The following is a 23,148-nucleotide window of genomic DNA, read 5'->3' on the forward strand; positions in this document are numbered from 1 at the left end:
ACGACGGGCGCCTGGACGCGCAGCGCCGCGATGTCGACGCGCCGCGGGTCCGCGCCCTCGACCGGCCGGTGGGCGGGTGGCAGGCGGACATCCGACGGGCGGCCGACGGCGGCCGCGTCCCCGGTGGTCGGCGAGGACAGGTTGAGGTCGGTGGCGCCGTGGCCCCACAGCCACAGGCCGAGCAGCAGCAGCACCCAGGCGACCCCCGTGAGGAGCCGCCCGGCCCCCTGCGACCGGTCACTCATGGCGGGCTCAGTGCCTCGTCGGTGAACCGGGTGACCTGCGGCGGCGCACGCTGCGGACGGCCACGGCGACGGCGGCGATCGCGGCGAGGCCGAGCCCGATGAGGGCGTGCCGGGTGCCGGGGCCCTCGCTGGGGGCGGCCGTCGGGGCCCGGTGGACGGCGAGCGCCTGCCGTTCGGCGGTACCGCCGCCGCCCGCGTGCACGGGGGCGGTCGGGGACGAGGCGGGCGAGGCGCCGGCGGCGGATCCGTCGACGACCCGGAGGGTGCCGGTGACCTTGCCCTCGGCTCCGTCGCAGGTCACCGAGACCGGGTAGGTGTCGGGCGCGGCGGTGGACTTCACGCGGGCCTCGGCGAACAGGGTGGGGTCGTCGGCGGAGGGCGCGAGCCGGGCCGGGGATACGAAGGCCGTGGAGCTTGCGCTGCCCGTGGCGCCGTCGCAGCCGGTCACCCGCAGGTCGACATCGGTGCCCGCGGGCGCGGCACGCGGGGTGACGGTGATCGTCGCGCCGTCGTCGGCCGCCTGGGCCGCGGTCGCCGGTGCGGTCACCAGGACGGCCGCCCCCGCGATACCGACAGCAAGCAGTCCTGTACGCATCGTGAACCTCCTCTAGGCAGGGTCACGCTTTCTGCCGCCGTCCGCATCCCGAGAGGCTCCCGTGCCACGTCACACCTGCCGAGGCAGGTGCATACGATGGCAGTCAGTCGATCGAGCGCCGAGGAGTCCGCACACATGGCAGAGCCCAAGCCCATCGAATCGTGGCTGACCGACATGGACGGGGTCCTCATGCACGAGGGGGTGCCGATCCCGGGCGCGGACGCGTTCATCAAGAAGCTGCGGGACTCGGGCAAGCCGTTCCTCGTCCTCACGAACAACTCGATGTACACGGCCCGTGACCTGCACGCCCGCCTGAACCGCATCGGCCTGGAGGTCCCGGTCGAGAACATCTGGACCTCCGCCCTCGCGACGGCCAGGTTCGTCCACAGCCAGCGGCCGAACGGCACGGCGTATGTGATCGGCGAGGCGGGTCTGACGACGGCGCTGCACGAGGCCGGGTACATCCTCAGCGACTCCGACCCCGACTTCGTGATCCTCGGTGAGACCCGTACGTATTCCTTCGAGTCGCTGACCAAGGCGATCCGGCTGATCAACGGCGGGGCCCGGTTCATCGCCACCAACCCCGACAACACCGGCCCCTCCACGGAGGGCGTGCTGCCCGCGACGGGCTCGGTAGCGGCGCTGATCACCAAGGCGACCGGCAAGGACCCGTACTTCGTCGGGAAGCCGAATCCGCTGATGATGCGGACCGGGCTCAATGCCATCGGGGCGCACTCGGAGTCCAGCGCCATGATCGGCGACCGGATGGACACGGACGTGCTCGCGGGCCTGGAGGCCGGGATGACGACGTATCTCGTGCTGACCGGGCTGACCAGCAAGGCGGACATCGACCGCTTCCCGTTCCGGCCGACCACGGTGACCGACTCGATCGCGGACCTCGTCGACCTGGTCTGACGCCGGGTTCCGTACGGCGGCCGGTGCTGGTTCTCAGCTGCCGGTCGCCGTCTTCCAGTCGTCCACGTACGTCTGGAGGTTCTTGGCGATGTCGTTCCAGTCCGGCTCGAAGATCTGCACACCGTCCATGATCTTGGCGAGTTCGACGGCGTTGTCGTCGGTGGCCTGCACATCGGCGCGCGGCGAGAAGCCGCCGCCGACGGAGCTGACCTGCTTCTGCTGCTTCGCGGCGAGCATGAAGTCCAGGAGCTTCTTGCCGTTGGCGGTGTGCGGGGCGTTCTTCACGAGGCCACCCGCGTACGGCAGGGCGAAGGAAGTCGGCTTGCCCGAGGCCTTCTTCGGGAACCAGATGCCGAGGTTCGGCATGTCCTTGGACTGGGCGTAGTTCATCTGCACGTCCCCGTTGGCGACGAGGAGTTCACCCTTGTCGACCTTGGGCGCCAGCTTGCCGGTGGAGGCCGACGGGCCGACGTTGTTGGCCTGGAGCTTCTTCAGGTAGACCATGGCCTGTTCCTTGCCGCCGAAGTCGTGCATGGCCTTGACCAGCAGGGCGGTGCCGTCGCCCGCGATGCCGGGCGTGGAGTACTGGAGCTTGTTCTTGTACGTGGCGTCGAGGAGCTGCTCCCAGGTGGCGGGCGGGGTCTTCAGCTCCTTCTTGTTGTGGACGAAGCCGAAGTAGTTGTTCACGACGGACGTCCAGGTGCCGTTGGCCGCCTTGTCGGCGCCGTCGACCTGGTCCGAGCCCTTGGGCGCGTACTTCGCCAACAGGCCCTTGCTGTCGGCCTGCTGGATGAAGGGCGGCAGCGTGACGAGGACGTCGGCCTGGGTGTTGACCTTCTCGCGGACGGCGCGCTGCACCATCTCGCCGGAGCCGCCCTCCACGTAGTTGACCTTGATGCCGGTCTTCTTGGTGAAGTCCTTGAAGACCTTGTCGTACCAGCCGTCGCCGTTCTCGCCCTTGAGGCCGTCGGCGCTGTAGACGGTGACGGCCTTCTCGTCGGAGGCGGCGGAGCTGCCGCCGCAGCCGGTCAGGGTCGCGGCGAGGGCGAGAGCGCCGGTGGCGGCGGCGACGGTGGTGAGCGTGTTCTTGCGCATGGCGTGGTGAACTCCCGTAGTCCGTGAGCGTTTTGAGGGATTCAGCGGTACGAGGCCTTGGTGCGGATCCGCGAGAAGGCCAGCAGGACGAGCAGCGTGGCGGCCATCAGGACCACCGCGATCGCGGAGCCGGTGAACAGGGAGCCGCGGTCGGTGGTCGCGTAGATCTGCACCGGGAGCGGCATCCAGTCCGGCGGGTAGAGCATCATCGTGGCGCTCAACTCGCCCATGGACAGGGCGAAGCAGAGGCCCGCGGCGGCGTTCAGGGAGGGCAGGAGCAGTGGCAGCTTCACCTTCCACAGGACGTACGCGGGGCGGGCCCCCAGCGAGGCCGCGGCCTGTTCGTACGCAGGGTCGAGGCGCTGGAGGGCGGCCGAGACGGACTGGTACGCGAACGCGGTGACCAGGATCGTGTGGGCGATGATCACGATCCAGCGGGTGCCGTTGAGCAGCATCGGCGGCCGGCTGAACGCCACGAGGACGGCGAGTCCCACGACCACGGACGGCACGGCGACCGGAAGCATGAACAGGGCGTCCAGCACGCGCCGCCCGCGCTTCTTGAGCGCTGCGGCGGCGAGCGCGGCCCATCCGCCGACGACCAGTGCGAGCACGCTCGCGGTGACGGCCGTGACCAGGCTGGTGGTCAGGGCGGTGAGGGAGTCGCCGCTGGTGGCGGCGGAGTAGTGCCCGCCGGTGAAGCCGGAGGGCAGGGCGCCGGACCAGTTCGTGGCGAACGACGCGGCGAGGACGACGAGGAGCGGAAGGGCGAAGAGGGGCAGGAAGAGGACGAAGAAGACCGTCCAAGTGGCCCACCTGCCGGCCTTGCTATGAACGAGCACGACGGCTCACCACCCGGTACAGGCCGTAAAGGCTCACGGAGACAAGGACGTTGACGACCGCGACGACGCACGCGCCCGGGTAGTCGGACTCGAGGATCGCCTTGCTGTAGACGAGGGTCGGCAGCGTCGTGACGCCCTTGGCGCCGGTGAAGAGGACGATCCCGAACTCGTTGAGGCACAGGACGAGGACCAGCGAACCGCCGGCGGCCAGCGCGGGCAGCGCCTCCGGCAGGATCACCTGCGCCGCGATCCGGGCGGGTCGCGCCCCGAGCGACGCGGCGACCTCCAGCTGCCCCGTGTCGACCTGCGAGAACGCGGCGAGCAGCGGGCGCATCACGAACGGCGTGAAGTAGGTGATCTCGGCGAGCAGCACGCCCCACGGCGTGGCCAGGAACTGGAAGGGGCCGGAGGCGGCGCCCGTGGCGTCCGTCCACAGCCCGTTGGCCATGCCCACCTGCCCGTATACGAAGAGCAGGGCGAGCGTGATCAGGAAGGACGGGAAGGACAGGAACACGTCGATGAAGCGGGCGACCGCCTTCGCGCCGGGGAACGGCACGAACGCGACGATCAGCGCGAGCGCGAAGCCGAGGACGAGGCAGCCGACCGTGGATCCGACGGCGAGCCACACCGTCGTGCCGAGCGCCTCGCGGAACGCGGAGGACGCGAAGACATCGGCGTACGGCTTGAGGGAGGTGCCGCCCGTGTCGGGGGTGAGCGACTGCTGGACGACGAGGAAGAGCGGGTAGAGGAAGACGACCGCGAGGGCGGCAACGGGCGGCAGGGCCCATATCCAACCGCTGCTCCTCGTACGGGACTTGGTCGCGCTCTGCCGGGGCGCGGCGAGCGTGGCGCTAGCCATGTGCACCCACCTCCGACGAGACCCCGGCGCCGAGCAGCACCGCGTCCTCGGGCGCGAAGTGCACCGTGACCCGCTCTCCGAGCGTCGGCGGCTCCCGCAGTTCGCGCAGGTCGGCCTTGACGCGATGGCCTTCGACGTCGACGTAGAGGCGGTGCGTGGAGCCGCGCCACTGGACCTCGGAGACCTCTCCCGTAAGGGAGTTGGGGCCTTCGCCGAGGCCGACGAGGTGCGGGCGGACGCAGAGCGTGGCGGTGGCTCCCGCCGCCACGTCGCCCCGTGCCGGGACCTTCAGTTCGGTCGAGCCGAAGGAGACCGTGTCCTTGCCGGCCGAACCGACCCGCACCGGAAGGAGGTTGGCGTTGCCGACGAAGGAGGCGGTGAACTCGGTGCGCGGGCGCCGGTACAGGTCCTGCGGTGTGCCGACGTCCTGGAGGCGGGCCTGGTCCATGACGGCGATGCGGTCGGCGAGGGTGAGCGCCTCGACCTGGTCGTGGGTGACGTACAGGATCGAGACGCCGGGCAACTCGCGGTGCAGGCGCGCCAGTTCGGCGAGCATCCCGGAGCGGAGTGTCGCGTCGAGCGCGGACAGCGGCTCGTCGAGCAGCAGCACACCGGGCCGGACGGCGAGGGCGCGCGCGATGGCGACGCGCTGCTGCTGGCCGCCGGAGAGTTCGCGCGGGTAGCGCTTGGCATAGGCGGCCATGCCGGTCAGTTCGAGGGCTTCGGCGACGCGCGCGGGGATCTCGCTCTTCGGCACCTTCTGCGCCCGCATCCCGAAGGCGACGTTGTCCTCGACGCGCAGGTGCGGGAAGAGCGCGTAACTCTGCACGACCATGCCGATGCCGCGCCGGTGCGGCGGCAGGTCGGTGACGTCGCGCCCGCCGAGCAGCACCCGCCCGGACGCGGGCCGCACGAACCCGGCGACGGCGCGCAGCGCGGTGGTCTTCCCCGAGCCCGAGGGGCCGAGGAGGGCCATCACCTCGCCGGGCTCGACGGTCAGGTCGAGGGAGTCGAGAACGGTGGTGCCGCCGTACGCGACCGACACCCGGTCGAACCGGATGCCGCTCAGCTTCTGGTCGTTGTCTCTCACGGCGGCCACGCTCCTGGCGGCGGGTGTCCCGCGCGAAGCGGCGCGGCAACGGGACGGTGAACGGGCACCCAAGCTTGGACCAGACCCGTTATTGTTTTGTTATGTGGGGGATGTGCGGAAGATCAACTCCCGTCGGGAGAAGGCGGGTTACCAGCCGTCCGAGCCCAAACGCGCGGTGAACGAGAAGCGGTCCCCCCGGTAAAGCGTCCGCACCCGCTCCACGGCGCGGCGCCCGGTGTCGTACGAGATCCGGTGGATGAGCAGCATCGGCAGCGCGGGCGGCGTGCCGATGAGCAGGGCCTCGCGCGGGGTCGCGAGCACCGTCTCGATGCGCTCGTCGGCCGAGCCGAACTCGATGCCGACGCGGTCGTGGACGTAGGAGTAGAACGAGGAGTCGGGGTCGAACTCGACGTCCAGGCGCGGCACCCGGGCCACGGGCACGTAGGTCGACTCCAGGCCGACGCGCTCGTCGTCGGCGAGCAGCACGCGCTCCATGTGCCAGACGGGTTCGCCGTGTTCGAGGCCGATCTCGGCGGCGAGCGCGGGCGGGCACGGGAAGCGTTCGAGGCCGATGAGGGCGCGCCCCGGGCGTCGGCCCTGTCGGCGCACGCCCTCCGTGTACGAGGCGAGGGAGAGCGGCTGCGCCAGCTTCGGGCCCGCGACGACGGTGCCCCTGCCGTGGCGCCGCAGCCGCCCTTCGAGCAGCAGCTCGCGCAGCGCCTGCCGTACGGTCTCGCGGGCCACTTCGTAGCGCAGGGCGAGTTCGCGCTCGACGGGAAGGGGCTCCCCCTCGTTCAACTCGCTGAGCAGTGCGGCGATTTGGGCCTTCACGGCGTAGTACTTCGGGATGCGTCCGTGCTCGGGGATGCCGTCGCGCACGGGGGCGCCGGGGGCCTGGTCGTTCGGGTAGTCCACGCGGGGATGGTCGCAGACGTGGGTGAACACCTGTCTTACGCCCGTCTCGCGTCCGTCTCGCGTCTGCCTGTGTCCCCTTGGGCCCGGCCGCCGCGCGTGTTCGGCTGGGGCGGCGGCCGGGCCGGTGGTGGGCCGGGGCTCAGCGTCCGCCGACGCGGAGCCGCCGGGCTCCCACCACGAGGGTCGTGCCGGCGAGGAGGAGGGTGCCGGCCGCGACCCCCAGTCCGAGCAGGGCGCGCGGGCCCGTCCGTGCGAGTTCGTCCGCGAGGGTCGGGCCCGCGGCCTCTTCGATGGTGAACGGGTAGTCGTCGGACTCGCCCACCCAGTCGCCGTCGTCGTCCTTGCGCCGGACGAGCGCGGCGTTGGCGACGACCTGGTCGGGTCGGGTGTCGTCGGCGAACGCGAGGCGGACGTCGACGGTGACCGTCTCGCCCGCGCCGACCGAGAACCCGGGGAAGCCGTCGAAGACGCCGATGTTCTCGTCCCGGTGGGTCCGCTCGACGGTCACGGGACGCCAGCGGCCCGCGTCGCGGAACTCCATCGTGATGCGCTTCGGCGTCAGCTTCCGGGTCTCGTCGACCAGTACGAGGACGGGGTGGAGGTCGGCGCAGCGGGCGGCGGTGGTGTTGGTGAGGTCGAGCGAGAAGTGCCGGGGGGCGTCGCCGGGGTGGTAGGTGGCGGGGCCCTCGTCGATGCGGGTGTCGATCGGGAAGTCGCCGCGCTTGTCGGCGGCGCAGGCCCTGGTGCCGGTGTCGGCGTCGGCCACGTGTGTGGGGCCGAGTGAGGTGAGGGCGGAGGCGGCGATGGCGGTGACGCCGAGGGTGAGCGGGCGGCGCAGTCGCATGAAAGCCCTTCACTGGTCGCGGAGTTGCCGACAGTCGTGGGCCAGAACTTTTCCATCGCGGTGCGCCGGGGCCGGGCTTGTGCGGTGCGGCGCGCGTGTAAATCCCCCGATCGGCCCAGCCGAGACCCTTTACCGGCACCGTCGTTACGGCCTCGGGGCTCCGCCCCGGACCCCGCGGGCTCCCGTCCAAGAGCGGGGCTTGATTTGCGGAACCGGCGTTACGGCCTCGGGGCTCCGCCCCGGACCCCGCTGCTCAATCGCCGCAGGGGCTGATTTGCCCCGCCCATCTCCCACCACCCGCCCCCTCCGGGGGCGTGGGCCGCACGGGGTGCCGCACCCGCCTTGGGCAATCTGCCGCCTTGGGCGGCAGGGTGGGCAAGGCGGCTCCCGGTGCCGCGCAACCGTTACGACGGGGCTTCGCGGCCGAAGAGGGGGGCCAGGATCATGTGGGCCGCGCCCTCGACCGCCTGGGTTTCGCCGCCGGGTGCCGCCCGGACGGGTATCGCGGGGCCACCGCCCTCACGCCCGGCGCGGGCCGCGAGGACCTGTTCCACCCCGCGTACGAAACGCTTCTCGTGCGCCGCCACCGTGCGCCCGCCGAGCAGCACCGCGTCGATGTCGAGCAGGCTCACCAGGTTCGCCGCCCCCTCGCCGAGCACCCGCGCGGCCTCGTCCAACCCCCGGTCCCCGCCGGAGGCCACCGCCGCGAGGCAGAGCGCCTCGATGCAGCCCCGGTTGCCGCAGCTGCACCGCGGGCCGTCCAGCTGGATCACCTGGTGGCCGAATTCCCCCGCACCGGTGCGCGCGCCGCGGTAGAGCGCGCCGTCGAGGACGAGGCCCGCGCCGAGCCCGGTGCCGAGGTGGAGGTAGGCGAAGGAGCGCTCGCCCCCGCCCTCCAGGGCCAACCCGAGCGCCGCCGCGTTCGTGTCCTTGTCCACGACGACCGGGAGGCCGAGTCGTTCCGTGAGCGCTTCCCGCAGCGGGAAGCCGTCCCACTGCGGGAAACCGGTGACCCGGTGCAGCACCCCGTCGGTGTGGTCGAGCGGCCCCGGCACGGCGACGCCGACGCCGAGGACCCGCTGGCCCCCGTCCGCGTCGAGCAGCGCGTCGACCTCACAGGCGGCGGCCGCGAGCACCGCGTCGGAGCCCGCGCCGAGGTCGAGCGGGGCCCGCCGCGCCGCGACGACCGCCCCGGACAGATCGGCGAGCACCGTGTGCAGCTCGTCGCGGTCCAGGTGCAGGCCGACCGCGTGCGCGGCGCCCGCGAGCAGCCGCAGGACGGTGCGCGGCTTGCCCCCGGTGGAGGCCCGGCGGCCGGCCTCGACCGCGAGGCCTTCCCCCCTGAGCCGCGCCGTGATCTTGCTGACGGCCTGCGGGGTGAGCCCGGTGCGCTCGGCGAGCTCCAGGCGGCTTATCCCCGCCTCCCCCGCCGTCCGCAGCAGATCGAGCACGAGCGCCGCGTTGTGCCCGCGCAGGGCGCTCAGGTTCGCGCCCACCGTCGCCGCCATGGTCCTCCTCACGTCTGTAGCCACCAGCCCATTGTCCCCCGCGCTTGCACTTTGGCAACACCGTTGCTTAAGTGGAAGGCATGGATCGTAATGGCATGGATCGTATGGAAGAACGCATGACCGGTACGGGTGCCCCTTCGCGCGTGGGCCTGGTCGGCTACGGCCTGGCGGGCTCCGTCTTCCACGCCCCGCTGATCGCCGCGACCGAGGGCCTGACCCTGGACACGGTCGTCACGTCGAACCCCGAGCGGCAGGCCCAGGCGCGCGCCGAGCACGGCGACGACCTGCGCTTCGTGGCCTCCCCCGACGAGCTGTGGCAGCACGCGGACGAGCTTGACCTGATCGTCATCGCGTCACCGAACAAGACGCACGTGCCGCTCGCGAAGGCCGCCATCGCCGCGGGCCTCCCGGTCGTCGTCGACAAGCCGGTCGCGGGCACCGCGGCCGAGGCGCGCGAGCTCGCGGAGCTGGCCGACAAGCAGGGCGTCCTCCTGTCGGTCTTCCAGAACCGCCGCTGGGACAACGACTTCCTGACCCTCCAAAAGCTGCTCGCGGACGGTGAGTTGGGCGACGTCTGGCGCTTCGAGTCGCGCTTCGAGCGCTGGCGCCCGCAGCCCAAGGGCGGCTGGCGCGAGTCCGGCAACCCGGAGGAGATCGGCGGCCTCCTGTACGACCTCGGCAGCCACGTCGTCGACCAGGCCCTGGTCCTGTTCGGCCCGGCCGTCTCCGTCTACGCCGAGTCGGACGTGCGCCGCCCCGGCGCCGAGGCCGACGACGACACGTTCATCGCGATCACCCACGCGAACGGGGTGCGCTCGCACCTGTACGCCTCCGCCACCACCGCCCAACTCGGCCCGCGCTTCCGCGTGCTCGGCTCGCAGGCGGGCTACGTGAAGTACGGGCTCGACCCGCAGGAAGCCGCGCTGCGCGACGGCAAGCGCCCGACGGCCGGCCAGCCGTGGGGCGTCGAGGACGAATCGCTGTGGGGCCGGGTCGGCTCAGGCGAGTCCCCGCTGACGGGCGGCGGCCGCCCGCTAGCGACGGTCGACGGCGACTACCCCGCGTACTACGCCGCCATCGCCGCGGCGCTGCGCGACGGCACCCCGAACCCGGTGCCCGCCACGCAGGCCGCCGACGCGCTCGACGTCCTGGAGGCGGCCCGCGTCTCGGCCCGCGACGCTGTGACGGTGAAGCTGTGACGAAGCCGGTTATGGCCACCCCCGAAAATGCTCCCCAGATCCCCGAGTTGGAGGACCAGGAGCGCCGACTCGTCCTGGACTCCTTCACGTACGACGACGCCTGGGCCCTCGGCAACCTGCTCGTGGGCCTCGCGCGCGAGCGGCAGGCGCCGGTCGCGATCGACATCACGCGCGGCGGCCAGCAGCTGTTCCACGCGGCGCTGCCGGGTTCGGCCCCGGACAACGACGCGTGGATCGCCCGCAAACGCCGCGTCGTGGAGCGCTACCACGCCTCGTCCTACCTGGTCGGCAGCCGCTTCCGGGCCAAGGGCACGACGTTCGAGGACGCCTCGCGCCTCGACCCGGACACGTACGCGGCCCACGGCGGCGCCTTCCCGATCTCCGTACGGGGAGCGGGAGTTGTCGGCACTGTGGTGGTCTCGGGGCTGCCGCAGATCGAGGACCACAAGCTGGTGGTGGCGGCGCTGGAGCGGTTCAGCTCCGCGGTGTGAGCCGCAGCCGCACCGGTTCGGCCGGGCGCATCGTGATGCCGAACGCCGTCGCGATCTCCCGGTCGTCCACCGCCTCGACCTCGTACGCCTGAAGCAGCACGGCGAGGCCGAGGACCGATTCGAGCATCGCGAACTGCGCGCCGATGCAGGCCCGCGGGCCGCCACCGAAGGGCATCCAGGCGTACCGGTGGCGGCTCTGCTCCGCCTCCGGCAGGAAGCGGTCCGGGTCGAAGCGCATCGGGTCCGGCCAGTACGCGGGGTCGCGGTGCGTGACGTAGGCGGAGACGGTGACGTCGGAGCCCGCGGGGATGTGCACACCGTCGACCTCGGTGTCGGCGACCGCCTGTCGGCCGGTCGCGGCGGCGGCCGGGTACAGCCGCATCGCCTCCTTGATCACGCGCTCGGTGTACGGCATGCGGTCGAGGTCACCGGCCTGCGGCGGACGCCCCTCGGTGAGGACCGCGTCGATCTCCTCGTGCATGCGCTTCTGGGCGTCCGGGTTCCGGCCGAGCAGGTGCAGGGCGAAGGTGAGCGAGGTCGAGGTCGTCTCGTGCCCGGCGAGCAGGAAGACCAGCACCTGGTCGCGGATCTCGTCGGGCGAGAGCGTCTCGCCGTCCTCGGTACGCGCCTTGATCAGCAGCCCGAGCAGGTCGCCGCCCGGTTCGTCGGCGGCCCTGCGCTCCGCGATCAGGGTGTCGCAGACGGCGTACAACTCCTCGCAGGCGGAGTCGAAGCGACGGTTGCGCGGCGTCGGCCAGGTGGGCTTGACGATGCCCGCGCCGTAGGCCCGCCGCAGCGAGGTCTCGCTGATCTCGGGGAAGAAGCGGCGGACGGCCGGCACGGCGGTGTCGATGTCGGCGCCGAACAGGATCCGGGCGACGGCCCGCAGCGTGAAGCGCTCCATCTCCTCGGCCACGTCCACGACGTCCTGCCCGCGCCACCCCTCGGCGGTGGCCGCCGCCTCACCGGTGATGGCCGTGTCGTAGGCGCGGATGCCGCGCGGCGTGAACAGCGGCTGGATGAGCCGACGTTGACGCATGTACGTATCGTCCTGGCTGGTCAGCAGGCCGTTGCCGAAGGTGCTGCGCAGCACCTCGTAGAAGTAGTTGTCCTTGCGGAAGTTGGCCGACTCCGTGGCGAGCACCTGCTGCGCGGCCTCGGCGGAGAACAGCCCGTACATGGTGCGACGCAGCCCGGGCGGCCCCGCAAGGAACTTGACCACGTCACCGTGGGTTTCACGCGCTCGCAGAAAGGTCCCGAGCGCATCGCGCTTCAGGTCGAGCATGGAGCCGAGGAGCGGGGTCCCGGCGGGTATGGGCGCTTCGGTGGTAACTGTCACTACCGAAGGGTGCGCGCCCCTTTGCAGGTCGGCAAAGGGGCGCAACGACCCTCGCGCAATCTTCACGTGGGCAAGGCCCCGCGGCCTACGCCCCCTTGAGCTCCTGTCGCTGGCGGCCGAGGCCGTCGATCTCCAGTTCCACCACGTCGCCCGCCCGCAGATAGGGCTTCGGCTCGGGCTGGCCCATGGCGACGCCCGCCGGCGTACCGGTGTTGATGACGTCGCCGGGGTACAGGGTCATGAACTGGCTTACGTAGCGCACGACTTCGGCGACCGGGAAGATCTGGTCGGCCGTGCTGCCGTCCTGCTTCAGTTCGCCGTTCACCCACAGCCGCAGGCCGAGCGCCTGCGGGTCCGGGACCTCGTCGGAGGTCACGAGCCAGGGGCCGAGCGGGTTGAACGTCTCGCAGTTCTTGCCCTTGTCCCACGTGCCGCCGCGCTCGATCTGGAACTCGCGCTCCGACACGTCGTGCGCGACCGCGTATCCGGCGACGCACGCGAGGGCGGCCTCGTGGGACTCGACGTAGCGGGCCGTGTGCCCGATGACGATGGCGAGCTCCACCTCCCAGTCGGTCTTCACGGAGCCGCGCGGTACGAGGACCGTGTCGTCGGGTCCGACGACCGTGTCGGCCGCCTTGAAGAACACGACCGGCTCGGCGGGCGGCTCGGCGCCGGTCTCCGCCGCGTGGTCGTGGTAGTTCAGCCCGATGCACACGACCTTGCCGATCCGGGCCACCGGCGGACCGATCCGCAGCCCCGACGCGTCGAGGACGGGCAGCTCCCCGGCCGCGGCAGCGGCCCGTACGCGCTCGATCGCGGCGTCGTCGGCGAGCAGCGTCCCGTCGACGTCCGTGACGAGTTGCGACAGGTCGCGCAGGGTTCCCTCGGCGTCGAGCAGCGCGGGGCGCTCGGCTCCGGCGGGACCGACTCGCAGCAGCTTCATGGTGTAACTCCCTCTGCAGTAGGAGGAGCCTCCACGGCCCGGTGCGGCGTGCAGCCATCGGAGGACTGGTTGATCCTCCAAGGAGAACGTCCAGTCCGCAATACCCCGTTCACGGACTGGACCCGGGCGACCGCTCGGCTCACTCAGAGCGCGGGCGCGGCCGCCACCCCGGCGCCGTACGGCATGTCCCGGTAGAGCACGGCCCGCTCGATCGAACTCCACGTCGTCGACGTGACGACGTACAGCGCGGCGGCGAGCGGCACGAAGGCCACCGTGAAGAGGGTGAAGAAGGACATCAGCGGCATGAACTTGCCCATCGCCGCCATGCCCGGCACCGGCTGCCCCGCATCGGCCCCGGGCGTCGGCGCCTGCGCCATCTGCCGCTTCGTGCGCCGGTAGTTGAAGGTCGCGACGGTGGCGACGAGCGCGAACAGCGCCACGTAGACGAGCCCCTGCTCCCCGAGGAGCCCGCCGTGCGCGAGCGCGTCATGGAACCGGCCGCCGAGCGGGGCCGCGCCGAGGGTGTGGCCGAGCAGCGCGTTGGGCTCGTCGCCGATGCTGCGGTTGGAGAACAGGTGGTAGAGCAGGAAGAACGCCGGCATCTGGAAGAGCATCGGCAGGCAGCCGGTCAGCGGGGAGACCTTCTCCTCGCGGTGCAGCTCCATGATCGCCTTCTGCATCGTCTCGGGGCTGCTCTTGTGCTTCTTGCGCAGTTCGGCGATGCGCGGCTGGAGCTTGGCCCGTTCGCGCTGCCCGCGGGCCGCGGCCCGCGACAGGGGGTGGACGAGGAGGCGTACGAACGCGGTGAACAGGACGATCGCCGCGGCGGTGGCGGAGGTGTGCAGCAGCGGCTGGAGGAGGTCGGCCAGATGCTCGACCAGGCTGGCGAATACGGACATGAACGACGACATGGATGAGCCCTCCGGGGGGTCTCGTCGTGCCTGACATCAGGAAGGTCGCGAAGATTTCGAAGATCGCGAAGTGAGTCGGCGTGACGGACTGCGGAACCGAAGGGTTCGAAGGTTCAGCAGGCCGTCGGGACGAGACGTCCCGGTGCTCGGGGCCTGGGACGGCCCGAGGCGTCGGGATCGCGCTGCGGCAGGAACGCGGTGCGCCGCTCGCGGTCGCGGATGGCGGTGCGGACGCGGGTGGTCGCCACGGCGGGCGCGGAGCGCGCGGCCAGGACGGCGCAGGAGGCGAGCGCGGAGCCCGCGGCGGCGGTCGCGGCGAGCGCGACGGCGCCGACGAGGCTGCCGGTGTCGACGAGCGCCGAACCGAGGAGGACGAAGAGCAGCAGGGCGACGGGCCGCAGCGTCACGGACGACTTGGTCGTGCGTGCCATGCGCCTGCCTCCTCTCCCGCTCCCGCGCCTTTCCGGTTCGGGGTGTCCCGCCAGTTATACAGGCTCGGTCACGACCGGCTGAAGGAGGCGTCGCGGTTCGAGCAGCGCCCGGCTGACCGGATCTGCGGGGTCCGGGTCGAGCCCGGCGCCCGGCAGCATCTCGACCTCCTCCAGCGGCACGAGGCCGCCACAGGTCGCGCACTCCCCCACGACGCCGAGCGGGGTGCCGCACAGGGCGTGCCGGAACTCACGCGGCGGCAAGGTCCCGGGGATCGTCCGCCCCCACGCCCCGAGCGAGCGCAGCACGGACCACAGCCCGCGCCCGTGTTCGGTGAGGACGTACTCGTCGCGCGGCGGCGACTCCTGGTAGCGGCGCTTCTCCAGGACCCCGGCCGCGGTGAGCGCCTGCAGCCGTGCGGCGAGGACGGCGCGCGGGATGCCGAGGTGGACGAGGAAGTCGTTGTAACGCCGCACTCCGTAGAGCGCGTCGCGCACGACGAGCAGCGTCCAGCGCTCTCCGACGATCTCCAGCGCGCGGGCGATGGAGCACTCCTGTGTCGCGTAGTCCTTGCCGAGAGCCATGCCCTCACTGTAGCCACGCTCCAGGCATAGGTTCAATGACCGAACCTACCGTGCTACGGTCGTGCCACTCAGTAAGTTCATTCACTGAACCTATGACTGGATGGGTCCACCGATGTCGCAGCACGTGCTCGCGCAGGCCACGCAGGCCCCCGCCCCTGCCCGCCCCGTCGCCACCCTCGCCGTCACGAGCGCGGCGACGGCGGTGACCCTGATGACATACAGCGCACCGGCGATCACGCTCGCCGACACGGCCGCCTCCCTGCACACCGGCCTCTCCGCCCAGGCCTGGCTGCTGAACGGCACCCCGCTCGGCCTCGCCGCGCTGCTCCTGGTCGCGGGCAGCCTCGCCGACGACTACGGGCGGCGCCGCGCGTTCGTCCTCGGCACCGCCCTGCTCGCCGTCACGACGGCGCTCGGGGCGCTCGCCACGAACACCCTCCTGTTCACGCTCGCCCGGATCGCACAGGGCGCCGCGTCGGCCGCGATCCTCGCCGCGAGCCTGGGCCTGCTGGTGCACGCGTTCCCGAGCCCGGCGGGCCGGATCAGGGCCACCGGGGTGTGGGGCGCGTTCGTCAGCGGCGGCATCGCGCTCGGCCCATTGGTGGCGGGCGCCGTCACGGACCTCGCCAACTGGCGCTGGGCGTACGGGGTGTTCGCCCTGGCCACGGTCGTCGTGGCGGTATGGGCACCGCGGGCGCTCACCGAGTCCCGCTCCCCACGCGGCGGCCGCCCCGACCTGCCCGGCGCCCTCACGCTCGGCCTCGCCCTGGTCGCCCTCCTCGCGGCGCTCACGCTCGGCCGCGACGGCTGGCTGCGCGCCCCCATCGGCGTACTACTGGCGACAACAGCCGTACTCCTGACGGCATTCGCGGCCATCGAGCGCCGCACCCGCACGCCGATGATCGACCTGTCGCTGCTGCGCCGCCCGCTCTTCCTCGCCTCCACCGCGGGCGCCTTCTTCACCGGTTTCGCCGTCGTGGCGTTCTTCAGCTACGTACCCACACTCCTGCAGCACACGATGGGCGTGACGGCGATGGGCACGGCGGGCCTGTTCGTGCTCTGGTCCGGGACGTCGTTCGTGGTGGCGCTCCAGGCCAGGCGGCTCGCGGGCCGGGTCTCGCCGCGCCACCAGCTCGCCGCCGGTTTCGTACTGCACGCGCTGGCCGTGGCGACGATGCTGGGCGCGGCCGGCTCGGGCAACTGGCCGCGCCTGCTGCCGGGGCTCGTCGTCTCCGGGATCGGCAGCGGCCTGCTGAACGCCGCGCTGCCGCTGCTCGCGGTCGACTCGGTACCGGCCGGCCGGGCGGCGATGGGCTCGGGCGCCAACAACACGTCCCGCTACATCGGTTCGGCGGCGGGCGTGGCCCTGATGATCGCGGTCGCCACGTCGAGCGGCACATCGACGCACGCGCTGGCCCAGGGCACGAACGCGGCACTGATCGCCTCCGGCGTCCTGGCCCTCGCGGCGGCGGGCCTGCTGCTCGCGCTGCGGGAACGGCGGTTGGCGCCCGATCGGGCCTGAACCCGGTCCCGTTGCGGGGGTTCTCCCCACCCCGCACACGGGCGCCACTCCCATGGGCGCGGGCGACCCACGTCCCTAGCGTGATCGGTGCGCTCGGTGCGATCGGGCGGAGGGGACGAGGGGACATGTGGAAGCTGGCCAGGCGCACCATCCGGTACCGGGGAAAGAGCCTCACGGCCACCTTCCTCGCACTCTTCCTCGGCACGGTCACCGTGATGACCTGCGGTGGACTGCTGGAGACCGGCGTACGCAACAACGCGCCCGCGCAGCGGCTCGCACGGGCCGACCTCGTGGTGACGGGCGACCGGTCGGTGACCCCGCCCGCCAGGGGTGACGACACCGAGGACCCGGCGATCATGCCCGAGCGGGTGCCCGTACCCGCCGCGGCACTCGACCGGGTGCGGGGCGTCGAGGGCGTCCGCGAGGCCGTCGCCGAGCGGACCTTCGACGCGGCGCTCGTACGGGAAGCACGGGACACACGGGACGTACGAGGCGTACGGGAAGCACGGGACGGAGCCGGCCCGGTGAAGGCGCAGGCGCAGGCGCAGGCGCACGGCTGGGCCTCGGCCGCCTTCGCGCCGTACGGAATCGTCGAGGGCAGGGCACCGGCCCGGCACGGCGAGGTGGCGCTGGACGCCGGGACGGCTCGGGCCGCGGGCGTAGGTCCCGGTGCCGAGGTCCGGATCGCGGCCGGGGCCGGTACGCGGACGTACACCGTGAGCGCGGTGGTGAAGGCCGCCCAGAAGATGGACCGGGCGGCGCTGTTCCTCACCGACGACGCCGCACAGGCGCTCGCCCCCGCCGTCGCGGACATCGCCGTACGGACGGACTCCGGCACGGACCTCGGTGACGTACGCGATCGGGTCGCCGCGGCGCTCGACGGGCAGCCGCTCAAGGTCGTGTCCGGCGACGGCAGGGGCACCGTGGAATTCCCCGAGGTGCTGACCGGCGGCACCGATCTGGTGGCGCTGGCGGGGGCGTTCGGCGGGATGACCACCATCGTCGCGATCATGGTGGTGTCCGGGACGGTCGCGCTGTCGGTGGGCCAGCGGCGCCGGGAGTTCGGGCTGCTGCGGTCCATCGGCTCGACGCAGCGCCAGCTGCGGCGGATGCTGCTGACCGAGACGCTGATGGTCGCCGTGGCCGCGGCGGGCGCGGGCTGGTTCGCGGGACCGCCGGTGGGCCGATGGCTGTTCGGCGAGTTCCAGGGCACGGGCTTCGTCTCCGAATCCGTGACGTACGCGCAGGGCTGGATCCCGGCCGTGGCCGCGGGTGGTGCGCTGCTGATCACCGCGCTCCTCGGCGGCTGGATCGGCGCCCGGCGCGGGGTGAACGTCAGGCCGGTGGAGGCACTGCGGGAGGCCGAGGTGCAGCTGCGCTGGGCGCACCCGCTGCGGATCGTCCTGGCCGTCCTGTTCCTGTCCGGGGCCACCGCGCTGGCGATCCTCACCGTCCTGCTCTTCGACGGGCCGATCGCGGGCAGCACCGCGGGACCGACCGTGCTGTGCGCCGTCATCGGGTTCGCGCTGCTCGGACCGGGCCTCACCAAGCTGATGGCGTGGCTGATCGGCGGCCCCGTGCGCTGGTTCACCGGAGCCGGCGGAAAGCTGGCCGTCTCGCACGCCCGGGTCCGCGCCGTCCGCATGGCCGCCGCGGTGACGCCGCTGATGCTGGCGACGGGCATCGCGACCGGCAACCTCTATCTCCAGACCACGCAGATCGAGGCCACGAAGTCGGCGTACGCGGCCAACCTCCGCGCGGACGCGGTGCTTTCCCCGGCGGCGGGCGGCGTCTCGGACGCGCTCCTGGCCGAGGTCCGCCGCACCAAGGGCGTCGAGGCGGCGAGTGCCTACGCCACGAGCACGGGCTTCATCGACGGTGCGACCGGGGAGGACGGCATCCCGCTCCAGGGCGTCAGCGCGCGGCAGGCCTCCCTCACCACGGCCGTACGACCGGTCGCGGGCAGCCTCGAAGAACTCGACGGGAACACCGTGGCGCTGACCACCGAGCGGGCCCGCGAGCTGCACAAGGCGGTCGGCGACAGCTTCCCGCTCCGCCTCGGCGACCGCGGCGAGGTCGATGTCCGCATCGTCGCGCTCTTCGAGGGCCGCCCCGGCTACGAGACGGCCTTCCTGCCCGCCGAGCTGCTCGCGGCCCACACGGACCTGGGGCGGCCCGCGCAGATCCTGGTCCGGGCGTCGTCCTCGGCCGTCCCGTCTCTCGCGGCCCTCGCACCGGGACTCGACGTCACCGACCGCGAGTCGCTGATCGAGGCCACCGCCGAGGACGCGCAGACGCAGGCCTGGATCAACTACCTGCTGATCGCGATGATCGTGGCCTACACGGTGCTCGCGGTGGTGAACACGCTGGTCCTCTCCGTAGCCAACCGCCGCCGCGAGTTCGCCCTCCAGCGGCTGGTCGGCTCCACGAAGGGCCAGGTCATGAAGATGTTGACCATTGAGGCCCTGATCGTCGCCGCGATCGGCCTGCTGCTCGGCACGGCGGCCGCGAGCACCTCACTGTTCCCCTTCGCCCACGCGGCGGCGAACACCTGGATGCCGTCCGGGCCTTGGTGGATCTACGGGGCGATCGTGGCCGGTGCCGTCACGCTGTCACTGACCGCGACGCTGCTGCCGGCCTGGGCGGCGCTGCGCACCCGGCCGGTGGAGGCGGCCGGGGCGCAGGAGTAGCTACCCGGCCGCCGCGCCGATGGGATCCCGGGCGAGCACGTCCTCGTCCGCCCGCTCGTCCCGGTCCGCCGGGAACGCGTACGTCACCACCAGCGTCACGACGAGATTGACGGCGAGCGCGACGATCCCGGCGTTCACCCCGAACACCGGATCGCGCCCGGTGAACACGAGCCCGCACACGATCCCGACCCCGACGACAAGCCCGCTCAACGCCCCGACGAGACTCAGCCTCCGCCACACCAGGCCGATCAGCAACATCGGCACGAGCTGCGCCATCCCCTCGTACGAGATGAGGGAGAGCCGGACGAGCGTGTTGGGCGCGGCGTACGTGAGGACGAGCGCGGCCGACCCGGCGACGACGACCACGACCTGCGACCCGGCCTTCTGCGCCCGCGACGAGGCCTCCGACGACCCCCGCCACCGCGGCACGAGCGACATCACGCTGCTCCCCCACATCGTCCCGATGACCAGCATGAAGACGGCCATCGGCACGATCGACGACAGCGCGGCCGCGACCCCGACGATCCCCACGACCCACGCGGGGAGGGAGTCGACGACGAGCTTGAAGAGCGCGAGATTCGAGTCGGCCCCGGTGAGCCCCGGAACGACGAACAGGGCCGCCATCCCGAGCAGCATCGGCACGAACAGCAGCACGTTGTAGGCGGGCAGCCACATCGCGTTGCGCCGCAGGGCGTCGGCGCTCCGGGCGCCCAGATACCCGGCGACGGTGGTCGGGAAGATGACGACGGTGAGAGCGTTCAGGACGGTGGTGGTGGCGAACCACCCTTTCCCGTAAGGCGATCCCCCGCTCCCCGGCAACGTCAGCCACGCACTCTTCTCCTCGACGAGCCGGTCGAGGAACGGCCCGTAGCCGTCGAAGTAGTGCAGCGGTACGTAGAGGGCGAGAAAGGCGAGCGTCACGATGACGAGCAGGTCCTTGAGGACGGAGACCCAGGCGCTCCCCCGCAGCCCGCTCACCACGACGAAGAGCGTGGTGACGGCGAAGCCGATGAAATAGGCCCAGTTGAGGCTGACGGCACCGTACGAGATCGTCGAGACGACGACGCCCATCCCCGTGATCTGCAACTGGATGTACGGGAGCAGGAACACGGTGACGAGGACGGCGACGCCGGCGCCGAGCCAGGGCCTGCGGTACCGGTGGGCCACCATGTCCGTGATGCTCACGAGCCCGTGTGTCCGCGCGTACGACCACAACAGCGGTCCGACGACGTACCCGATGGCGTACCCGCAGGACATATAGGCGACGACGTAGAGCACGGGAGCGCCGTAGTTGTACCCCCACCCGGCAGCACCGAGATAGCTGAAGCTGGTGTACCCCTCCCCCGCCATCAGCACCCACACGAACACGGCCCCCAGCGACCGCCCGCCCACGGACCACTCGGCGAGCCCTCCGCCGCTGCCCTTGCCGCGTACGGCGAGCAGCCCCAGAGCGACGGTGGCGACCATGAAGACGCCGAAGAGGGTGGTGGCGACGGCGGCGTTGCTCACTGCGAGGCCTCGCGCATCCTGCGGTCCCCGCGCCAGGTGAGCCAGGTGGCGACGGGAGTGAGCAGCGTGGCGCCCAGCAGCCACGCGAACAGGAACGGCAGTCCGAACACGACGGGTTCGACGCGGTTCACGAAGGGCAGCGCGCCGACGTAGAGCACGAAGGGGACGAGGAGCCAGAGCAGATGGGGCCGTTTGATCACGAAACGGCAGCCTATCGGGGGTGCACCCGCTTACCTCGGACGCATGGCGCTGAGCTTCCCCCACACGATGAGCCGGTACTTGGACGTGAACTCGGGCGTACAGGTGGTGAGAGTGATGTAGTACCCGGGACTCTGGTACCCGGCCCCCGGCACGACGCCACTGCGCGGCACGGGATTGATCACACCCCCGTCACCGGCCGAGGTCTGCGCGAGCGTCTTGTCGACGACGTACGTGTACGAGGCCGACTTCGTCTCGACGGTGAGGGTGTCGCCGCGCCGCAACCGGTTGATGTACCGGAACGGTTCGCCGTGCGTGTTCCGGTGCCCGGCGAGCGCGAAGTTCCCGGCGCCGCCCGGCTGCGCGGTGCCCGGATAGTGGCCCACGTAGCCCTGGTTGAGGACGGCGGACTTGCTGATCCCCTGGGCGACGGGGGCGCGCAGGCCGAGGCGGGGGATGCCGAGGACGGCGTAGGCCTGGTCCCAGTTGGGCCGGGGCGCGGGCTTGGCACGGGCGTCCGGGGTGACAGAGGGATCGTCGCTCGGGGTGGCGGTGGGGGTGTCGGTGGGCTCGGCGGCACCGGCGACGGGTTCGGTGCCCTCGGAGGACCCGGAGGCCCCGGAGGACGAACCGTCCCCCCACTGCCGCTCAAGGGCCTGCACCTGCCGGTCCGCGCCGGCCCTGGCCTGCCGATTGGTCCACCACAACTGGTGCACGACGAGCAGCAGCACGACGAGACCGAGGGTGACGGCGACCTCGGCCCCGTTCCACAGCACGCGGCGGGCGGAGGACCGCCGCGAGGGTCCTTGGGTGACGACAGCGGGCCGATCGGTACGCATACGCGGCAACAGCACGCGCGCAAGATAGATCGCGGGGCGCGAAGTCGCCAGAGGCAGTGCGTGGGGAGCGGGTGGGCGGCGGGCGGGAGGCGGGCGGGAGGCGTGGGGGCGACGTGGGGGCGCGCGGCGGTGACGGGGGTGCGCGGCGGTGGCAGGGGTTCGCGGCGGCCGTGGGCACGTGGATGTGCAGCCACGGCCGTGGGTGCGCGCCGACGGCCATGGGTGCGCCCAACGGACGCGACTGCGCCCGACGGCCGTGGGCACGTGGGCACGTGGGCACGTGGGCACGCCCGATGGACATGGGTGCCCCGCACCCGATGGACATGGGTGCCCCGCACCCGATGGACATGGGTGCCCCGCGCCCGACGGCCGCGGGTGCGCGCGACCCGATCGGGCGGGTCCCTCGTCAAGGTTCCGGCAGTACGGTGTCCCCCATGCGCCCCGACACCCCTGCCACGCCCGCCGAGACCGACCGTGCGAACCATGTCGCGGAAGCCGAGCGCCTGGAGCGCACGGCGGCGATGTACCCGGAGGACGCGGAGCACCTGCTCCTCCAGGCCGCGGCCCACTACGAACTGGCCGAGGCCCGCGACCGCGCGACGACCCTCTACGACGGCCTGCTGTCCGCCGAGGCTCCGCAGTCCCCTGCCCTGATCCGCGCGCTCAAGGCCGCGAACCTGTGGGAGTACGGCCACGAGGCGGAGGCCCGGGCGATCATCACGGGTGTCCGCACGGCGGCCCCGCGGGACCCGGCGCCGTGGGTGATCGTGGCGGAGTCCCTCGAAGCCCACGACGAACTGGAAGAGGCCCACGCCACGTTCACGGAGGGCCTGGAACTCCTGGTCCCGGAGTCGGAGCGGGATTCGGGAGTCCCCCTGCCGAAACACCCCTTGCTCCTCGGCCGCCACCGCGTGCGCCGCATGCTCGGGGTGGAGCACGACGCGTGGGACGCACTCGCCGACCAGGCCAACCGCACCTCGGTCTCCCTGGACGAACTCCACGACCCGAAGCGCACGTGGGCACTCGGCTCGGAGAACCCGGCGGAACTCCAGGCCGAGATCTCCCGCCTGCGCGCGGAGTTGGGCACGTATCGGGAGGCCCTGTCGCGCCCCTTCCCGGTGGCGGTGCTCCACTGGCCGTCGCAGGAATACACGGAACTCCTGTCGGCATACCCGTCCCTGACCTCGGAATACCCCTCGTACGAGACCCACTTGGCGTCGACGGAGGCCTCCCTGAGGGAACTGACGGCATCGGGCACAGCCAACGTAGGCATCGTCACGGGCACGCTCCCCTCCTACGAGGCCTTCGCGGCATCCGAGAACTCCTCACCGGAGGACGTGTCGCTGCTGCCCCAGTACGCGACGACGCTGGCGGCGCGGGGGCGTGCGGTGGGGTGGCCTCCGGCGGCGGGGGCGGAGTGCTGGTGCGGGTCGGGGAACTCCTATGCGTCGTGCCACGGGATCGGAGCCTGAGGCCACACTCCTGAGACGCGCCCCTCACGCTCCTGATATCGGATCGTTAGGGCCCTAAGCCCTCCGTTTTGAGGGCTAGGGCCTCTATGTCCGACCCGTGCAGTATCTTCACACTCG

General features: G+C 72.0%; 22 protein-coding genes and 1 pseudogene. 6 read left to right on the plus strand and 17 right to left on the minus strand.

Going from position 1 to position 23,148, the window contains the following annotated elements; genetic code table 11:
* A pseudogene (locus tag OKJ99_RS10140) lies at positions 1-245 on the minus strand (class F sortase); the annotation flags it as partial.
* A 7-nt stretch (positions 246-252) separates the two neighbouring features.
* On the minus strand, positions 253-840 hold the full coding sequence (locus OKJ99_RS10145; RefSeq protein WP_326015540.1) for a hypothetical protein: 588 nt from the start codon (positions 838-840) through the stop codon (positions 253-255).
* 135 nt (positions 841-975) lie between these two features.
* Between OKJ99_RS10145 and OKJ99_RS10150 the strand changes: the two genes are divergently transcribed.
* Positions 976-1,755, plus strand: coding sequence for an HAD-IIA family hydrolase (locus OKJ99_RS10150; protein ID WP_326015541.1), 780 nt, complete (start codon positions 976-978; stop codon positions 1,753-1,755).
* Between the two features lie 33 nt (positions 1,756-1,788).
* On the opposite strand, the gene OKJ99_RS10155 is transcribed toward OKJ99_RS10150, so the two are convergent.
* The 7 genes from OKJ99_RS10155 to OKJ99_RS10185 all read right to left on the minus strand — a co-directional run bounded on the left by OKJ99_RS10155 (position 1,789) and on the right by OKJ99_RS10185 (position 8,905).
* Entirely contained in the window at positions 1,789-2,850 is a 1,062-nt protein-coding gene (locus tag OKJ99_RS10155; protein ID WP_326015542.1) for a 2-aminoethylphosphonate ABC transporter substrate-binding protein, read from the minus strand.
* A 41-nt stretch (positions 2,851-2,891) separates the two neighbouring features.
* Positions 2,892-3,689 (minus strand): ABC transporter permease, encoded by a 798-nt coding sequence (locus OKJ99_RS10160; protein ID WP_326015543.1) that lies wholly within the window; start codon positions 3,687-3,689, stop codon positions 2,892-2,894.
* On the minus strand, positions 3,676-4,548 hold the full coding sequence (locus OKJ99_RS10165; protein WP_326015544.1) for a 2-aminoethylphosphonate ABC transporter permease subunit: 873 nt from the start codon (positions 4,546-4,548) through the stop codon (positions 3,676-3,678). Before OKJ99_RS10165 ends, OKJ99_RS10160 begins: the two co-directional genes overlap by 14 nt.
* On the minus strand, positions 4,541-5,638 hold the full coding sequence (locus tag OKJ99_RS10170; protein ID WP_326015545.1) for an ABC transporter ATP-binding protein: 1,098 nt from the start codon (positions 5,636-5,638) through the stop codon (positions 4,541-4,543). The genes OKJ99_RS10165 and OKJ99_RS10170 overlap by 8 nt, the downstream gene beginning before the upstream one ends.
* A 147-nt stretch (positions 5,639-5,785) precedes the next feature.
* The gene (locus OKJ99_RS10175; protein ID WP_326015546.1) at positions 5,786-6,553 is read right to left on the minus strand and encodes a GntR family transcriptional regulator; all 768 of its coding nucleotides are present in this window, start codon (positions 6,551-6,553) and stop codon (positions 5,786-5,788) included.
* Between the two features lie 139 nt (positions 6,554-6,692).
* Positions 6,693-7,397: a hypothetical protein gene (locus OKJ99_RS10180; protein ID WP_326015547.1), complete on the minus strand. Its 705-nt coding sequence runs from the start codon at positions 7,395-7,397 to the stop codon at positions 6,693-6,695.
* Positions 7,398-7,801: 404 nt separating this feature from the next.
* Positions 7,802-8,905 (minus strand): ROK family transcriptional regulator, encoded by a 1,104-nt coding sequence (locus OKJ99_RS10185; RefSeq protein ID WP_326015548.1) that lies wholly within the window; start codon positions 8,903-8,905, stop codon positions 7,802-7,804.
* 116 nt (positions 8,906-9,021) lie between these two features.
* Between OKJ99_RS10185 and OKJ99_RS10190 the strand changes: the two genes are divergently transcribed.
* Entirely contained in the window at positions 9,022-10,104 is a 1,083-nt protein-coding gene (locus OKJ99_RS10190) for a Gfo/Idh/MocA family protein (protein WP_326015678.1), read from the plus strand.
* 11 nt (positions 10,105-10,115) lie between these two features.
* Positions 10,116-10,595 (plus strand): heme-degrading domain-containing protein, encoded by a 480-nt coding sequence (locus tag OKJ99_RS10195; protein WP_326015680.1) that lies wholly within the window; start codon positions 10,116-10,118, stop codon positions 10,593-10,595.
* On the opposite strand, the gene OKJ99_RS10200 is transcribed toward OKJ99_RS10195, so the two are convergent.
* The 5 genes from OKJ99_RS10200 to OKJ99_RS10220 form a co-directional block, all read right to left on the minus strand.
* A complete protein-coding gene (locus OKJ99_RS10200) occupies positions 10,579-11,934 on the minus strand; it encodes a cytochrome P450 (protein WP_326015549.1) in 1,356 nt (451 codons plus the stop codon). The genes OKJ99_RS10195 and OKJ99_RS10200 overlap by 17 nt on opposite strands.
* Before the next feature lie 85 nt (positions 11,935-12,019).
* Entirely contained in the window at positions 12,020-12,877 is an 858-nt protein-coding gene (locus OKJ99_RS10205) for a fumarylacetoacetate hydrolase family protein (RefSeq protein WP_326015550.1), read from the minus strand.
* A 143-nt stretch (positions 12,878-13,020) separates the two neighbouring features.
* Complete coding sequence (locus OKJ99_RS10210; RefSeq protein WP_326015551.1) at positions 13,021-13,788, minus strand: YidC/Oxa1 family membrane protein insertase; 768 nt, start codon at positions 13,786-13,788, stop codon at positions 13,021-13,023.
* Between the two features lie 113 nt (positions 13,789-13,901).
* Complete coding sequence (locus OKJ99_RS10215) at positions 13,902-14,219, minus strand: DUF6412 domain-containing protein (RefSeq protein ID WP_326015552.1); 318 nt, start codon at positions 14,217-14,219, stop codon at positions 13,902-13,904.
* Between the two features lie 54 nt (positions 14,220-14,273).
* Positions 14,274-14,801 (minus strand): winged helix-turn-helix transcriptional regulator, encoded by a 528-nt coding sequence (locus tag OKJ99_RS10220; protein WP_326015553.1) that lies wholly within the window; start codon positions 14,799-14,801, stop codon positions 14,274-14,276.
* A gap of 112 nt (positions 14,802-14,913) precedes the next feature.
* Between OKJ99_RS10220 and OKJ99_RS10225 the strand changes: the two genes are divergently transcribed.
* Together OKJ99_RS10225 and OKJ99_RS10230 are read left to right on the plus strand one after the other, a co-directional pair.
* Positions 14,914-16,323 carry an MFS transporter gene (locus OKJ99_RS10225; RefSeq protein WP_326015554.1) on the plus strand — a complete coding sequence of 470 codons (1,410 nt, stop codon included), beginning with the start codon at positions 14,914-14,916 and terminating at the stop codon, positions 16,321-16,323.
* A 125-nt stretch (positions 16,324-16,448) separates the two neighbouring features.
* Positions 16,449-19,013 (plus strand): FtsX-like permease family protein, encoded by a 2,565-nt coding sequence (locus OKJ99_RS10230; RefSeq protein WP_326015555.1) that lies wholly within the window; start codon positions 16,449-16,451, stop codon positions 19,011-19,013.
* On the opposite strand, the gene OKJ99_RS10235 is transcribed toward OKJ99_RS10230, so the two are convergent.
* From OKJ99_RS10235 to OKJ99_RS10245, 3 genes are read right to left on the minus strand one after another with little or no spacing between them, the layout of a single operon-like run.
* Positions 19,014-20,480 carry a sodium:solute symporter family protein gene (locus OKJ99_RS10235; protein WP_326015681.1) on the minus strand — a complete coding sequence of 489 codons (1,467 nt, stop codon included), beginning with the start codon at positions 20,478-20,480 and terminating at the stop codon, positions 19,014-19,016. It abuts the gene before it with no gap.
* Positions 20,481-20,518: 38 nt separating this feature from the next.
* Positions 20,519-20,722, minus strand: a complete 204-nt coding sequence (locus OKJ99_RS10240) for a DUF3311 domain-containing protein (protein WP_326015556.1) — start codon at positions 20,720-20,722, stop codon at positions 20,519-20,521.
* A gap of 30 nt (positions 20,723-20,752) precedes the next feature.
* Complete coding sequence (locus tag OKJ99_RS10245; RefSeq protein WP_326015682.1) at positions 20,753-21,559, minus strand: class E sortase; 807 nt, start codon at positions 21,557-21,559, stop codon at positions 20,753-20,755.
* A gap of 434 nt (positions 21,560-21,993) precedes the next feature.
* Here OKJ99_RS10245 and OKJ99_RS10250 point away from each other — a divergent pair, with 434 nt between their 5' ends.
* Complete coding sequence (locus OKJ99_RS10250) at positions 21,994-23,031, plus strand: SEC-C domain-containing protein (protein ID WP_326015557.1); 1,038 nt, start codon at positions 21,994-21,996, stop codon at positions 23,029-23,031.
* Positions 23,032-23,148 lie beyond the last annotated feature (117 nt).

The sequence above is a fragment of the Streptomyces endophyticus genome (assembly GCF_035798155.1).
In the GTDB taxonomy this organism is placed as follows: domain Bacteria; phylum Actinomycetota; class Actinomycetes; order Streptomycetales; family Streptomycetaceae; genus Streptomyces; species Streptomyces endophyticus.